12 protein-coding genes are annotated in these 16,681 nt (G+C 35.6%); 3 read left to right on the plus strand and 9 right to left on the minus strand.

Features of this window, described 5'->3' with window-relative positions; genetic code table 11:
* Positions 1–89: 89 nt before the first annotated feature.
* Positions 90–629, plus strand: a complete 540-nt coding sequence (locus KNP75_RS14810; RefSeq protein WP_214879280.1) for a copper resistance CopC family protein — start codon at positions 90–92, stop codon at positions 627–629.
* Positions 630–1,237: 608 nt separating this feature from the next.
* On the opposite strand, the gene KNP75_RS14815 is transcribed toward KNP75_RS14810, so the two are convergent.
* Positions 1,238–1,912, minus strand: a complete 675-nt coding sequence (locus KNP75_RS14815) for a hypothetical protein (RefSeq protein ID WP_214879276.1) — start codon at positions 1,910–1,912, stop codon at positions 1,238–1,240.
* Between the two features lie 309 nt (positions 1,913–2,221).
* The gene (locus KNP75_RS14820) at positions 2,222–3,160 is read right to left on the minus strand and encodes a protein rep (RefSeq protein WP_214879274.1); all 939 of its coding nucleotides are present in this window, start codon (positions 3,158–3,160) and stop codon (positions 2,222–2,224) included.
* A 142-nt stretch (positions 3,161–3,302) separates the two neighbouring features.
* Here KNP75_RS14820 and KNP75_RS14825 point away from each other — a divergent pair, with 142 nt between their 5' ends.
* Positions 3,303–5,120 carry a DNA/RNA helicase domain-containing protein gene (locus tag KNP75_RS14825; RefSeq protein ID WP_214879272.1) on the plus strand — a complete coding sequence of 606 codons (1,818 nt, stop codon included), beginning with the start codon at positions 3,303–3,305 and terminating at the stop codon, positions 5,118–5,120.
* Positions 5,121–5,216: 96 nt separating this feature from the next.
* Here KNP75_RS14825 and KNP75_RS14830 read toward each other — a convergent pair whose 3' ends face one another.
* The 4 genes from KNP75_RS14830 to KNP75_RS14845 all read right to left on the minus strand — a co-directional run bounded on the left by KNP75_RS14830 (position 5,217) and on the right by KNP75_RS14845 (position 9,926).
* Positions 5,217–6,488: an McrC family protein gene (locus tag KNP75_RS14830; RefSeq protein WP_214879270.1), complete on the minus strand. Its 1,272-nt coding sequence runs from the start codon at positions 6,486–6,488 to the stop codon at positions 5,217–5,219.
* Positions 6,488–8,719, minus strand: a complete 2,232-nt coding sequence (locus tag KNP75_RS14835; RefSeq protein ID WP_251128385.1) for an AAA family ATPase — start codon at positions 8,717–8,719, stop codon at positions 6,488–6,490. The genes KNP75_RS14830 and KNP75_RS14835 overlap by 1 nt, the downstream gene beginning before the upstream one ends.
* Before the next feature lie 35 nt (positions 8,720–8,754).
* A complete protein-coding gene (locus KNP75_RS14840) occupies positions 8,755–9,156 on the minus strand; it encodes a hypothetical protein (RefSeq protein ID WP_214879268.1) in 402 nt (133 codons plus the stop codon).
* Positions 9,157–9,293: 137 nt separating this feature from the next.
* Complete coding sequence (locus KNP75_RS14845; protein ID WP_214879266.1) at positions 9,294–9,926, minus strand: competence protein CoiA family protein; 633 nt, start codon at positions 9,924–9,926, stop codon at positions 9,294–9,296.
* A gap of 158 nt (positions 9,927–10,084) precedes the next feature.
* Here KNP75_RS14845 and KNP75_RS14850 point away from each other — a divergent pair, with 158 nt between their 5' ends.
* Entirely contained in the window at positions 10,085–10,831 is a 747-nt protein-coding gene (locus KNP75_RS14850; protein WP_214879264.1) for a hypothetical protein, read from the plus strand.
* A gap of 112 nt (positions 10,832–10,943) precedes the next feature.
* On the opposite strand, the gene KNP75_RS14855 is transcribed toward KNP75_RS14850, so the two are convergent.
* The 3 genes from KNP75_RS14855 to KNP75_RS14865 all read right to left on the minus strand — a co-directional run bounded on the left by KNP75_RS14855 (position 10,944) and on the right by KNP75_RS14865 (position 16,203).
* Positions 10,944–11,663 carry a DUF6710 family protein gene (locus KNP75_RS14855; RefSeq protein ID WP_214879262.1) on the minus strand — a complete coding sequence of 240 codons (720 nt, stop codon included), beginning with the start codon at positions 11,661–11,663 and terminating at the stop codon, positions 10,944–10,946.
* 61 nt (positions 11,664–11,724) lie between these two features.
* Entirely contained in the window at positions 11,725–14,433 is a 2,709-nt protein-coding gene (gene lanKC / locus KNP75_RS14860; protein WP_214879261.1) for a class III lanthionine synthetase LanKC, read from the minus strand.
* Positions 14,434–14,454: 21 nt separating this feature from the next.
* On the minus strand, positions 14,455–16,203 hold the full coding sequence (locus tag KNP75_RS14865; RefSeq protein WP_215190750.1) for an ABC transporter ATP-binding protein: 1,749 nt from the start codon (positions 16,201–16,203) through the stop codon (positions 14,455–14,457).
* Positions 16,204–16,681: the final 478 nt, after the last annotated feature.

A 16,681-nucleotide genomic window follows, 5' to 3' on the forward strand; every position in this document is an offset into this window, starting at 1 on the left:
AATCTAATATGACAATACTTATATATTAGTATTTCCGAATATGTAAGTCAAAGTTAGTTTTCAAATCTATCTCATTTAGGAGTTGAGACATGAAGTATCTCATTAGTACATATATCTTGCTTACAATGTTTTTAGCTGGAACTATCGGCGTTTCAGCCCATACAACACTTGAAAGCTCTACACCCGCAAATGAATCAATCGTCGAACCTCTGGATCGCCTAGTTCTTCATTTTAGCACCGAGATAGAGGCTGGAAAAGCAATCAAAGTGACCAACACCTCGACAAATCAAGATTTCGAAGGCCGCCTCAGTTACTCAGATGACCAGATGGTGCTCCAACTGAACTCAATTTTGACTTCCGGAGAATATCAAGTGGTCTGGAATATCATCGGCTTTGATGGACACCCCGTTGAAGGGGTCTATACATTTGTCGTCAAAGAAGCTGAAAAGACTGAAGATAGCTTACAAAATCAAATCGGAAGTCCCGAAGAAAAAGGTGAAAGACAGCCAATTCAAACAGAAGAGGTTCAAAACAGTTCGCTATCCACTTCTGACAGTCCAGTAGTGTGGAAAATTGCAATGGTTCTGGTTCTAATCCTTCTATCCTCATACTTTAAATCCCGAATTTGAAGAAAATTTGAATGGCGTTTGGAACTTAGTGTTAGCATGCCAAAGCTGTAACCGAGGAGATAATGGAAAATTTGCACGCATCCCTTCTCTTGAATATTTAGAGCGGCTTCATCGAAGAAACGAATTTTTCATCGAAAGTCATTACCCCCTACGCGAAACCTTACTTAATCAAACCGGTGCTTCTACTGACGCGCGCATTAAATATTTACAAACGATGTATAACTTAAGTGTATCTTTATCAGGTGGAATACGTTGGAAACCTGTTTTCGAATTACCAGCTTCTTTTTAAACGAATTAATGGTGATTTTCGATCAAGATCTAGTGCATAAATAAGACGTAACTCTGATTACTAATCGTATTGTTGATTGGAGTGTACCAACGGTTATCGCCAAATCCAAAGATCAATATGAATGACACCACTTCCTCCGTGTCACGTGGATTGGTTTAAATACAACGTGATAACGCGATATTGAGACATAACATACGTTACGCCGGGCAAAATGTAGTAGTCCCGATCATTAATCGAATAGGAAATGGGCCAATCGATGAGTTCTCGATAGATGAATTGCTTCATCTCATATATCGAGAACTCATTGCCGATCCATTGTTTAAATCGCTCGACGGCGTGCTTGGATAAAGTGATTGACTGTTTCATAATCCGTAAAACCTCCTTGGTGATGATGACGTAGTTGTCTGCGATACAACGTGAAAATTGGTCGATTATGTGCGATATACCACTGAATCAATGACTCAACAAACGCAATTGCGTTTCGATTCGTTTGTGGTGACTCGAGCAACACTTCGTAATCTGGGATGAATAGAACTGTTTGCGGAAGCGTAGAAGTAGGTTGTTCAAGGTATTGAACAACCACTTGAAAGACCGTTTCGTAGTCAACAGGAGGAGCGTTATCGACAAGAGACTGCAGATAAGACTTGTATTGAACAAACATCTGATGAACCACCGCAGTCGAAAAATAGTTAAAAATCGTCTGATCCTGATTCAAGTAATCTCGGAACAAATGAGTAAACTGTGTTTTAGTTACCGAACTGTTCGATGGGCAAACATGACGGATCGCCTCGTTCATATAGTGTCCGACGTAATTTGGGCGTACCGTTAAGGCGCGATCAATCCATTGATGATACGTAAAATGGCGATTTGTAGGCTGTAATTGAAGCGTCGTACGACGACGTGTAAGCACGTAGACTGCTTGTGGATAGAATTGTTCTAATGCGTCGTGCATAGATCGTGTGATTTGTGTAGACGTTTCAGATAGTTGATTCATAAGATTAGCTCCTTTGGTTTTTAATTTCAGTCACGCGTGGCGGTAGCCGCACCCATCACTTCATTCGAAGACGGTGTCACAAAGCCGATGTGCGAAAAACAATAGTTAGTGGGACTGTGCGACCTAACGAATCAGCATCGAAAGAAGTATTCATAAAATTTCAGGCTAACCCGGCGGCAGCCGGCAGAAGGTCAATAAATCGTGGACGATGTCTCAATACTGATCTGCGAAAAAGAGCTCGCTCTATTCATCGGGCAGCTTGTCTGCCCATCTTTTAAACGCACAAAAAAGGAAAGGATGCCTGCGGTATTACCACACGTTCCTTTCCTTGATACGTTGTGAACAATTCTGATACTGCCCTATTTCTTCTGACCATACATAGATGTGTCGATGTAAGTGGGAGCCACATACCTGACAAGATGTCGTCTCATTCGTCGTTTTTTGTTCTAATCGAATTTGATGAAGAGATTCTTTTAAATTCCCTCCAAACGCAATCAGTCGTCTCTTAAATAAGGCCTTCTCAAATGAATCAAACACCTGGTGCTTCATGATGCTGTTTAAATCGGATACTTTCATTGGATACTTACAGACTTCTAAAATCGCTCGTGTTAATGCGTCTTTTGTATCTGACTTGTGAGAACGAACACGTCGAACGTCTACCACTGGATCGTATGAAACACCTAAACTTTCTTTCCACAGACGCATCCAAACCGATTGTGACAAATAGTATTTCCCTGAAAAATAAGATGGGGGTACATTGATTAATACATGAAAATGCGGATGAAAAGTCTGTTCCTTTTCATTGTATGTAACTTCCAGTGCTCGAAACCACCCTTTTACAACAGAGCGAAATGCTTTGCGCTGCGAAAATCGTTGCCAGCTTTTCATCATTAAATCAATTTGACTAGCTAACTTATCATGATCACAATTTCGAATCGTCAAAGTTAAGAAAATCCAATTCTCATGTCGAACCTTATGTACATGTAACCACTCAATGGCTTGACCCAATTCTTGACCAATTATATGAGAACGATGAACAGTACACGTCGGACAATATCGATTCTTACAATATTGAATACTTGTTTTCTTTTGATCGACATGTTCCTCACACTGGTGCTCTAAGACAATTCGACTACACTGCCGAATAGATTCAGCTGCATGCTGCTTTCCAATCAATTCGTACTCCTGACTTAACGTTCGTTTAATCGGATCGAATTGATGTAAGGCTTTATATTTTTTATCTTTCAACAAGCTAAGCACCTATACCATACATTATTTAACTATATTATCAGTTATTGAAAGGGGATGATTATCATTTTACAAGAAGAGGAAATGAGTTATTCATGCGATATACTTTTAAATGAATGAAAGAAGTATGGAGGGAACGAACATGAGCGTAGGATGGAACGGAAGCATTCCGGAGTTTTTACAGCTAGATCAACATCAATTTTTAGAAGCTTTACATCAGTCGATTCCAGACGCTTCAGATAGCCAACATCGGGCTTGGATTGATACATATGAAAAATTACAACTTGTTTTCCGAACAACCCCTCATCTGAACGCATATCTCCTCTTTGAATATCAGATTTTAAGAGGTGGAGGTCGCCGTCCGGATGTTTTATTACTCGTCAACAATCAGTTATTTGTGATTGAGTGTAAAAGCTACAATTCATGTAGCCCAGGCGATGTAGAAAATCTGCAAACCTCTTTATATGTCCGAGATCTAGAACAATACCATTCAGCAGTACAAAATAAAGAAATCGAGGTTCATGGTATTTTACTCTTTACAAATTGCCGAGATGAACGCTTGATATTAGATAATAAATATAAGATTTATCTCGCATCGATGCATGGGTTTAAGCGAATTATCAACAAAGTATTAATACGAAATGATTCCCCCGCTCTATGTGTCGAAGAGTTTTTAGAGGGTACTTATCAACCCGCTCCATCAATTATCGAAGCGGCACAAATCATTATGAAGCAGGAACCGCTTCCACGTGTTCGAGCTCTTGATAGTAGCAATTTTGAACATGTATACAGATCTGTACAATCCATTATTGAACAAGCAAAATCACATAATGAGCATCATCTTGTCTTGATTACCGGAGAACCCGGTGCAGGTAAAACATACTTAGGTCTACGAATCGCACATGATCACCCTGAAGCCATTTATCTATCTGGAAATGGACCACTTGTAGACGTACTTCAACATACACTTCAAAATCGTACATTTGTGCAAAGTCTATATAACTACAAAATGGATTACTTAAAACGCCAATCGACTCCACACGAACAAATTATCATTTTTGATGAAGCACAACGCGCATGGGATACGAATAAAGTAAATCAGTCGTTAGTAAATAAGAATATACCTATTCCTAACCTGAGTGAGCCCGACATTGTCATGAATATTGCGACCGAACGCAAAAATTGGAGTGTCACGATTGGCTTAGTCGGTGAAGGGCAAGAAATATATTCTGGAGAAGAGGGAGGCCATCCTTTATGGAATGAGGCGTTGATTGATAAACATGTGATCGTACACGGTAAACAGGATGCTGCACTCTTTACGCATGCTACTTGTGTCCAATCATCTGAAATGCTGCACTTAGACACTTCCTTACGATCACATGCAGCACTCGAATATAGTCGCTTTGTTAAAAGTATCATTGATGCAGATTTTCAAACCGCTGCTACAATCGGACAACACTTAGACACGTCACGCTTCCATCTCCGCATTACGCAAAATCTTGACATAGCAAAAATGGTTGCTCGAGATCTGTATACAGATGATACCAAAACGATTGGTGTTGTTTGCGCAGGTGGAGCAGATCATCAAAAAGAAATTAAAGTAATACCTCGTAATGATCGATACGAGAGTCCTTCAAAAATTGCGCAATTTTTTAACGTACCTACTTCTCCTTTCTATTGTAGAACGTTAAATTACGCAATCACTGAGTTTCAGTCGCAAGGACTAGAGCTCGATTTCGCGATATTGCAGTGGGACAATGACTTCTATGTAAAAGATGGCCAATGGGTCGGAACTCATTTTCAACGAAACGTTGAGGACCCGCTCCAGATCAAACGAAATGCATATCGCGTCAATTTAACTAGAGGGCGTGATGGTCTTATTATCTATATCCCTAATAAGACAGAACTCGAGGAAACCTGGTATACATTTAAGGACATCTTACGCATTCCAGAATTATAAAAAAAGAATGTCGCTACATCATGTAGCAACATTCTTTTTTGTATACAACACAATAGAGTTCAAATGTAAACATTTCGACGTCGAAATGTTTACACCCTAAGATAAAAACGTTTGGATAAACGATATTAAGCTTTGTTCGATATCTTCACACTGAACAAACACAATTCTTACTTGAATCCCATCATCACTCGTAAATACGATATCTTCATCAACATGGAATCCGTCATGCAAAGGATACATTAAAAAGATTTCGTTTGTGCCGTATTTCTTTCCATAAGCATACATCTGATACATGTCTGCCTGTGATATGCCATAGTTGCGACTTGGTAGATTTTCGAGTACTTTCCACTTCGTGTCTATAATCATAATTTGTTGTGTGACGCTATGACGAAGCACAATATCTGGCCGTAAAGCGAATTTTTTCTCGAATAAATGATAACTACGATCCTGCAATGATACGTTCCAATTTGAATCATGCAATAAATGCTTCAAGGATTTCCCTACGTAGTTTTCGAATAATCGTTCCATTGGATATAACAAAGAATTCATCGCAATATCCCCGGAGAAACTTGTAAAACTCTGCTTATTTAAAAACACGTTAGCCCAATTTAAAGCATTTTCGTAATGAATCATATTTCGACCTAACTGAACCAGTGAAAAATCGTGTTCTATAGAGGATGATGTTTCAACGGCATCCATGTGATAAAGTAACTGTTTAATATCTTTTCGATTTAACTCATTTGCAGATATTTTGTTTAAGTATACAAGCGTAGTCTTTAGCAAGCGATTCTCCGCTCGATTCAGGCCAAACTCATCATATGACACATAAAATCGCTCTCGATGCGTTAGGTTATGGCGAATCTGTTTCGAGAAATTCATTTTACCTTTATAAACCGTTAAGTTATCTTCAACAGGATAATAACTAGATTGTAACCCTTTACGAATAATGATCTGCATTTCTCGAATATATAATCTAATGAACACTTCAAACAGAGGCATAGCTTCAATACTCAAACTAGCCACATTAAATGATTTACTTGGAAAGTCCCCAAGTGTCTTTAGCATTTTTAACAATACTGTTTTTGATTCTGATTTCGTTACCCCGTGAATTTTAGGGAGGATTTGAATTTGTTGATGCTGATTAATTTGTAAGACACCTACGTAATTTTTCGCTCGAATTACTTTCCCAACACCACGCTTAGCGGAAAGTGACAAAAAGTCAATCGCTGCTGAGTCTCCAGATATGACATTCATCTGGAGAACAATTTGCTCTAGTTGATCGAATGATTTTTGATCAATCCCATTAGGACCGGTACCAACCGCTAAAGTATCATGCTCTAACACTTCAATGACTTTAGCTTTTACCATTATTCATAAATCTCTCGATAGCTTGCTGGATTAGAAAAGGCCGATCGTTGCAATGTATATTGCTTCTCCAGTAAGTCAATTTCTGGATTGCCTTTAAAAACATATTGAACGTTTACGTCAGACTCTCGAATAAATTTGAGAGAATCTTCTTTTGCATTATCCCCTAGAACCATTTGAATCTTACTATAATCCTCATAGAAGTATTCTTGTAGCAATGGAATGATTGAATTGATAAAAATACTACTCAACGCTTCAAGTGTCGGATTACTCTTGAGTGATACAAAGTATGCATGTCCTAACATATGCTCACGGTCATATAGCACTTCGATTCGTTGATTCATCGCTCTCAACATGTCTTCTACACGAATTGAGTCGACGATTACTCCGGCTAAGACATTCTCATCTGGCATCATTTCAATGAACTGAAACCTTCTTCTCAGTGCAGTGTCCATCAATGCAATGGATCGATCCGCGGTATTCATCGTTCCTAAAATGTATATGTTATCGGGAACTCCAAATTCAGTTTTTGAATAAGGGAGTTGGACTTTCATTTCTTCATCCGCCCCGATACGTTTCGAAGGTTCAATGAGTGTGATTAGTTCGCCTAAAATTTTTGAAATGTTTCCTCGGTTAATTTCATCAATAATGAAAACATAGGGTTCCCTATTTTTTGATGTGACCAGCCCTTGTTGTGGTATATGTGGCTGTAAAATAGTTTGTATATCTTGCAACGTTAATCGATTTAATTTGTATACAGTTTTTTGAACCAGGACCTTTCCGCCGTTTAAATCTAATATGTTTTCATGTATATCTTTAGCGAGCCACTTTACTTTTCTACTACGTTTATAATGAGTAATTTCAAGATTGTTCTTATCTTTTACATAATCCTCTTTAGAGTCTAACCATTCAGGCGCACCTATAATGACTCCGATCGCATCAATGTGTTTTTGATCACTTAAGGATAAAACAATATCCCCTTCCTCCATTTCATTTTGAAAGTTATTTAGAATATCTTTTACAGTTCCTTCTGGTTCTTTTGTTCCGCCTAATAGGTTTTCTCCAAAGTGATCCCATCCAATTCGGATTCGATTATTCTCAAAACAATCACGTTTTAATTCACTCACACCACTTCCACCGAGAGAGACTTTCCAAATCTGTGCATTTCGTTTAATTCCATAGGACGTTAAAAAATCCCCAGGTTCACTAGCAGTTTCACAAAAATCTTTGAAAATTCCTGGCTGAATTTGATACTCAATTTGAATCTGTTCACTATCTAGAGTTGGTTTGATCCCCTCTATAAATTCTTCGTATCCATATGATTGATGGAAAGTTGTAAACGCGATCCTGTTTTTAACTTTGTAGCTATTGTATCGCTTCAATACGTCATCATAAGACTCACTTTGAAGAGCTTCTAACGAGACATGTTCAATAATACTTACTGCATATAAAACGGTATGATACGTTTTACCGGTTCCAGGCGGTCCATACAGAATAATATTTTTATCGTACATCGACTGACTCTCCTTAGTGTTTCCGATTTTTAACGATTGTTGGTCAGAAGGGGGAGTATCTTTAATAATGTAGTCATAGCATTGTTTCAGTATTTCAAAAGCCTTTGATAGCTCTTCAAAAATGTTTTCATTTGAATATTCACGTTCTTCGATCTCGGACGAAGACAGCATGTACACGAGCTGTACTTTCTTATACTCTTTTGAGTTTATTTTAGTTCGAATTTCTTCTGCAGTTTCATCACTGTTCATGAAGCCTAACGTTTGATCAGTTGATATGACATATGAGTAATGTGTGTCTTCTGGAAGTGGATAATCTAGTAAACGGTGATGTCTTTCTCTATCTTCCTCGGTTACCCCTTCTTGTTTTAACTCAATTGATAACCTGAACTGTACCTGTCCCTGAACTTTTTCAGCAAATATTGAAAGACTAGTTGGAATATGTACATGACCTTCTTGTTTTAATTGTGCCCATAGATAAGAACGAATCGCCGTATTCGAACCATCTAACCATTTAGATTTTGAAGGGGGAATTAAATCATACATACTCGCAAATGCTTTTGATAATTTATGTAATTCATCAGCGGCTCTCCCACCGCTCTTTTTCCGTTCTATCATTTCATCTTTAGTTTCTAATGGTACTCGATCTGGACTTGTATATTTCTCGCCTGCGTACTTAGATAAGTGCGTTAGAATCGCATTAAAATTAATCTCAGAGTTCATTCTCGTATGGTTCCACCTTTTTCATTTATTTGACCTTACTCATTCACTTCATTTGATTCTATTTGACGAAGTCTTTGTTCAATTTTGAATTCAAATTCATTTAGTGTTCGATCTACAATTCTATTTGCTGCATTTTCAACTTTGTCGAGATTTGGGATAGGGAAATCAAATCCTATAATTTGATCTCGCGATAAATCATTCCATCCCCCAATATAAGCTGTTACTTCTGCTCTTCGCATCATCTTATTTAATAAGTCATAAAATATGTTCGTCTCCGCTGCAACAAAGTACCTACCATCATTAATGGTTAAGAAAGGCTTCCCGGCCTTTGATTTTCCGTAACGAATATTTTTCACTGTGACCTCTTTTTTAATCACAGCATTATGCGCTTGGCACATGAGATAATGTGCACCTTCTAACACTTTCTGATTATTCATTCCGATCTCGGGTTGATCGAGTAGCTCTTTTCTCAATGCTTGAACAGCTCGCTTTTTTAAATGGAGCTCAGGTAAAACACTCTCTTCTTGTATAAGCTGTATATGTAAGTCTTGTTTATATGTATTAAATAAATACTTCAGTACATTTGATTCACTTTCTCGTCAAAGAAACCGGGTAAATAATAATCGTGAAGTTTAAATTCGACATGGGTTGTACTGAATTGTTTTGGAACTAGCTCCATGAACGGGATTTGATGCTCAATAAAATAGGCTCGCTTTTCAGGTTCAATTTGATGACTTACGAATATCTCAAAACAAATACTATTTTGCAGTTCCTCATTCGCTGCAAACACATCCACGATATAAGGTCCTACTTTTCTCTCGATTTCTCCAATCTCCGGAAAATAACCGTAGTATTCCAAAATATCATAAAGTTGTATCGTTCCTTCATTTTGAATGGGTATCATTTCGCTTAAATCTTTTAGTACTTTAGAGTGATCACTCCATAAAAATTGAAATTCGACGTTTAATGTACTTGATCCACTAATCAAATCTGCAAGGTAATGCTTTGCATGAAAATGTAGTATCGTTTCTTGTGATGCGGAACAATTTGAGTGCGCTGCATGTGCAAAATGATGTTCGCGTGCTTCGCCTTTTTTAAACAGAACTTGCTCATTGCAAAATGGACATGTATACAATTTATCGCGGTCATGCACCTCTGAAATATGAAAGAGTCGTGATCCGTTCTTTGCATAACTCAATTTAATCATTTAATATGTGTCCTCCAAATCGATGATAAGTATAATTTTACCTTTTTTACGAGGGAAACCCTTTATTTTTTTCGTCTTAGGTTCATAGTATTTCGAGTTTATAATGGGATACATGCGGTATGGTATACTAAAAAAAAATGACGTGGAGTGAATATGATATGGCCTCAAACGAAACAAAAGTAAAATCATTTCGTGTCTCTGAAGAAGTGACAGAACATATTCAACGTTTAATGCAAGAACGACAACTAACGACGAATCAATTATTTGAAGAGTTTATTCAATTAGCTGATAAACAATCACCAGACCCATTAATCGATGAAGAGAATAATGTACTTGAAACAACACTTAATCAGATTACTTCACTCTTTCATGAACGAGCTCTTCGCTTAGAGAAGCAACAAAAAGAAACTCAACGCATGACAATTCAATATACTGAAACGATACGTGAACTTGAAGACAGTGTTGTGAAGGAAAGTGAAGACCTTCATCGAGAATATGAAGCTAAAGTCATGCAACATCAGGAAGAGCTAGAACAACTTCAACAGCAATTGGACCAACTACATACAGATAAACAAAACTTACTAAATGCACTAGAGACTGAGAAACAATCAGCGAAAGAAGAGTTGAAGGTTCATAAAAAGACGATCTTTGATTTGGAAGGGAATATTCGAAAATTAGAAGAGAGTCAAAAACAATTAAATCGTCAAAACCAGAGTTTAATGGATGCTGTAGATGAATTAAAAAGTAAAACGCGTCGGAGTGAACAACTCGAAGAAGAGAATCAAAAACTTCATTTAGAAGTTCAACTTCTTCGACGTGAAAAAGAAGCGTTTGAACATCGACTACAAGAACAGGTAGAGCTTGCTGTTCTTCGGGAACGAAACCTTCAACAGAATAGTTCGTAATTTAAAAAGGTATTGAAATTCTCACTAATGAATTTCAATACCTTTTTATTTAGTTTCATCAAAGTAACGTATAAAGTCGTATTTAACAATACTGATTGCTAGTCAAATTTTTTCAATATGACAATTTTGTATCTCGATCGTTCTGAATTAGTAATCTACCAATTTCGAAAATTGCCGCCATTTCAAGAGAAGTAACTCGGCCAATAACCTTATGATCAGCGATTGACTTAAAGTGGACTCCATCAGAGTAAATTTTGCTAAACCATGGTTCCAAATCAACATATTGAGTAGCTTTAAATTGAGCCTCATTTGAAATGATATTCATAGTCGCAGAGTGATTTCCATTATCTATCACGCCTATTTTAATCGGGTCAATCATCGTAAGTCGATGATTTAAATCCTGATGCTCCCAGGGGTTTCCTACTTCATTCCCCACCTCCATAAAGGCACTAAATAAACGCTCTTGATTCCAGGGATAAGAGAATATCAAATATTTACTCGGATTTATTAATTGAATATCCTCTTGTATTGTTTTATATGAAAGTAATTCATATAAATTGCGACTTTCTATAGGTGAAATATTCATAAATAATTGGTCAATTCCTGAGTCATTGTTATTTTTAATTGATCCATCTATACAATCAACTATTCTTTGAAATTGAGTGGGCTTCCCTAATGTATAAATATAATCAAAAATCCGGCCTGGATGTGGTCCTTCTAAGATCTTTTTCGCTGTATCAATAATAATTTTGAATTTTTCTTGAGATTCTCTATTCTTATTTTCTATTAACAAACTTGAAAAACGTGACAGCTTTACTTTCAGTTTACCCATTAATACTAATCCCCTTTGAAAAAGACAAATCTTTAAATAATGTCGAAGTGGTTGTTACCATTTAAATAAATATTGCTGATTTTAATGATCTTCTGACCGGAGTGGAGTTAAATAGATTAACACCGCTATCTGGTATTGGTAAAAATGATCCCCATTTATCTTTTTTCAAGTCAGCTAAGGTGAGTAATACACCTGCAGATCCCGTATATAAATCCATAGAACACTTCAAATTGAATGCTCCTGGACTTAACAATTCTTCAGTTCCATTTCGTACTAAAAAGTTATTTAAACCGCTTAGAATTACCTCTTTTGAATTTGAAGTAGTAGAATTCGAAATATCATTAGCCTGTGCAACACTAAGGAATCCTGCATATCCATCCATTAGTCCAGCAGTAGCTGAACAATAAAATTCATGGCTCTTTTTGAAACGCTTCAGAATTCGTTCACGAGATTCATTTAAATAGTTTGGATTGTCTTTTTTGAACTCGAGCATTGCCAGATTCAATCCCGCCGATCCTTCTCTTAAATAAGGAATAGCTTTTCGGATCTCTAAGTCATGCTTCAAAATATATAACTCATCAACTTCCTCGGACTCTAAAGCTGCATTGAATGAATCATCTAGAATTTTATAAGCGATTTCTGTATTTCTATTATCAAGTAAATCATCGTACTTAGATAAGAAAAGTGCTGCCCCACTCCAGCCGGTTAAAAGACCATAGTTTATTGGAGTTTCTAAGTCTTCGAAAGGAGTTTCTTCCTTAAGAGAATATAATCGAATAATTCTATTGTAGATATGATCAACACAATTTAATATCTTCTCATCTTTTAAAATGTCATAAAATGAAAGCAATAATAAACCGACACCTGATAATCCAGACTCAATTGAAATATCTTCAATTGCTTCAATTTGCTCATAACTACAACGCTTAATCAATTGATCAAGAATGTTCAATGCTCTTTCTTTGTATCCTAATTCGTAAAGCACAGTAATAATTCCAGAATAGCCATCGTACAGACCAATCTTACTCCACGTATTTTTAGAGTAATTTTCAACATAAGGAACAATAATTTCAAACCAATTGCTATATTTAATTTTAATTGTAGGTATCAAGGTACGATCAGACCGAATTAAAGACATTAATACCCCAAAAGAACCATAAGCAATGTTATGTTTATAAATATTATCCCTTTCAAGATATTGCCTAACATTCCCTTCAGTTAAACCGATATTATCAACTTTTAAATTATTTAGAATACCTTTTTGTAAGCCACTCATGGTCTCTTCAATACTCTTTGAATTAAGCTCCCTCACAGGAATGTTTAGCTTAGATTCAATTCCTGAAGACTTAGGCTGCAAATTTGTGTATTTTGCTACACGACTCTCAATATCTTGTAAAATTTTTCTTGCTCGTTCTCCAAATTTATTTTGAATAGCTTCATCATGGATATGAGCTAACTGTGGTGAAATATCAACAACATTAGGGATGGGTAAGAAAAGCAATCGCGAAATTCTATAAACAGCAAACCAATCTGCCTCTCTAAATGTTTGAGCTTCATTTGAAAACAAACCTGGTGTTGCAACAGCCGCGATGAATTTTTTATCAGGTGTTTTTGCTGCTTCAAAATCAATCAGTTTAATCTTTAGTGTTTGATCATCAATCATGATGTTTGTTAAGCTGAGATCTCCCATCGCTACACCTTTGCTATGGATTTGATCAATCGTAGAAACTAACTGTTGTAAAATGATGTCGCATTTTTCAACATAAGCATTATTTTTTTCTTGAATACTCGTTGTAAAAGGAAACTCTTGTGAAATGAAGGCTTGTAAGTTTCTTCCCTCATGAAATTCTTCAGTGAAGTAGTTGTGTCGCCATGCTGTAAAATATTCATAAACATTTATTACTGTATCAACATCTTTTAATCGATCAAGATTATAAAATTCATTTTTATTTCGCTGAAATGCGTCAGTTCGAGTAGAGTCAATTCCCGACTTACTTCGCCCCTCTTTTAAAATAATCTTTTGTCCATTTTTTTCAGCAATGTATACACCTCCGCCATTACTGTGATGTATTGCCTCTAAAATAGTAAATTCATTTAGCTTAAAGAATTCATCTTCTGCAGGATAAGTATTTTGAGATTGAATCATCTCAGGTTCCTCAACAAAATCTGGAAGATGATAATAAGGTACTCGTTGATCTTCAATCAATTCTCCATCAGGTGTTTTAATAGCTAATACTTCTTTTCCGTTTACTAATTTCACAACTTTTTTAAGACCACCGTATCTAAAGAAAACATTACTTTCTTTCCACTGTTGATCGTTTAAAATATAAGGTCCCAATTCATATGCATCTGTAATGTTTTTCAATTGATCTAATAAATGTATAAATTGTTCAGTGTCTTTAGGATATACAGTTATAAACTTTCCTGATGCTCCTCTATTTGCGTACTTTACGTTTTTATTCATCAAAGTTCTTAAACTAGGTACATACTTAAATGAAATATTTTGGTCAATTAAAAATTGAGCTACATCAAATAATAGATTTTGAGCATCACTTACATCAGCAGAGATGTGAATTTTCCATCCTTGAGAAGGAAAATCATATTTATTTGAAATAATATTAATCCAATGCTCGTCCGAATATTTTGTCCAATGATCTTCACGAAACGGTGGTATATCAAAAGTACCGTCGAGAACATCTTTTACAATGTCAAAACCAAAAAATGGACTCTTTTTGTTTTTTGAATACTTCAAATAATCTGTCATTTCCATATAGAATTCTCCTTTTAATTTTTATCCTACATTTGTAATTTCATTATCTTTAATTAATTGATCTTCGACAAAACGCTTATATTTTGGTACTTTCTTTAATAATTCAGTATGGCTACCCGAATCTTTTATAGTTCCATTATCAATAAAATAAATTCGATCGGCATCAACTATCGTTGATAATCTATGAGCGATCGAGATTACAGTTTTCTTGCTACCGCTTGAAGATAAATTTTTAATAATTGTTTTCTCTGTAAATGAATCAAGACTTGATGTTGCCTCATCAAGGATTAAATACTGAGCATTTTTCAATATAGCTCTAGCAATTTGTAAACGTTGTCTCTGACCACCAGATAAATTCATACCCTTTTCGCCTATCGAGGTTTGGATTCCGTTTGGGAACTTGGAAACGTCATTCGATAGACAAGACATTTCTAATGCTTCATGAATATCACTATCATTCGGTATTTCTTTTAATCCAAGCACTAAGTTGTCATATATCGTACCACTCAAAATAGAATTTTCTTGTGAAACCACTCCAAATAGATTACGCCATTGATGTAATTGAATATTGTATGAATTTCGCTCATTTAATAGGATTTCTCCTTCATCAACTAAGTACAATCTTGTAATTAAGTTAATTAATGTACTCTTTCCAGATCCAGTCGGGCCAACTATAGCAATTTTTTCACCCTTCTTAAACTCCATATTAATATCATGTAAAATACTTCTTTGTCCGTGTGAAAAACAGATGTTAGACAATTTTAAAGTACTAGCTTGAGCAACTTGAAAATTCCAAGTATCCACTTTATTAAAATCATTTTTTGAATTTTCTTCTTCTGAATTTTCTTCTAGAATTTCATTTATTTTTTCTGTTGCACCTTGTGCTCTCATATAATGATTATAAAAGTCAGCAACACTATTTACCGGACCAATCAATTGAAATAAGAAAATCATAAATGAAATCATAGTTCCCGTTGAAAGCGTACCTTGTTCTACTCTATAGCCACCGTACAGTACCACTAAAATGATGAGACACACTGCAAAGAGCTTTTGTGAAGGATTTACTATAGCAAATATTAAGTTTGACTTTATTGAAAGATTTTTAAGTTGATCTCCTTCTTCTGTAAACTTTGACAAGGTATGTTGTTCTGCGGTGTTAAGTTTGATTGTTCGAATATTACTTATGTTTTCTGAAGTAATACCAATTAAATTACTTAGACTTCTCTGAGTTTCCATCGAAATTTTTCTACTTAATTTACTCATTGGAAAAGTCAGTAGTACATTTAGAGGGAAAATGATAAATAATAACGATGCCAGTTTCCAATCTAGATAAAGGAGTATTGCCATAGAAGTTAAAATAGCTGTCAAGCCATTAATCATCTGAGGAATATTAATAGTTAGGAAGTTTCTAAGTAATGTAGCATCATTTATTACCCTGCTTGATATAGCACCGCTATTGTTAGCGTCAAAATACTTAACAGGTAAATTTAATATATGTTCTTTGACATTTATTCGAATTTTTGCAATTTGTTTTTCACCTTCAGAAGTAATTAGGTATGTACCAATTGATGTGAAGATCGTTTGTAAAATTAGTAATCCGAAAATAACAAACGCCCAATTAAAGTTCATACTATACTCATTATTACTATCAATAAATTCTTTTACAGATAGAGGAACTAAGACAGTCATCACAATAGCAAATAGATTAATAATTATTCCAACTACAATTGATCTATTAATTTTTATTAACTTGAAGACTCCATTTTTCATTTCTTATCCGTGTCCTTTTCTTTTAACAAGGTTTTCGATTAGGCAATTATATGTTTAAGTAAGTTAACTAAATGTTAAATATAAAAATTTGGATGATACCTTGTATGTACATGAATAGATATCATCCAAAAATTCAAAACAAGAATTTAGCAGAAAATGCTGAAGCTACTGTTGAAATCTGAGCTACTACTGCTACTTGAACCACTCGAGCCACCTTGATCTACGTTTTTGCTTCGGGTTGTTTTTTGTAATTCTAACGCTGGGTTCTTCATAAGAATTCTCTCCTTTTGTAATGTTTCATTTTATGTTTTGATTAGCAGAAAATACTGAAGCTACTATTAAAATCATTACTTGAACTACTGCTACTTGAACCGCTTGATCCACCTTGGTCTACGTTTTTGCTTCGGGTTGTTTTTTGTAATTCTAACGCTGGGTTCTTCATAAGAATTCTCTCCTTTTGTAATGTTTCATTTTATGT

Origin of the sequence: Exiguobacterium sp. s6, assembly GCF_018618155.1 — a bacterium.
In the GTDB taxonomy this organism is placed as follows: domain Bacteria; phylum Bacillota; class Bacilli; order Exiguobacteriales; family Exiguobacteriaceae; genus Exiguobacterium; species Exiguobacterium mexicanum_A.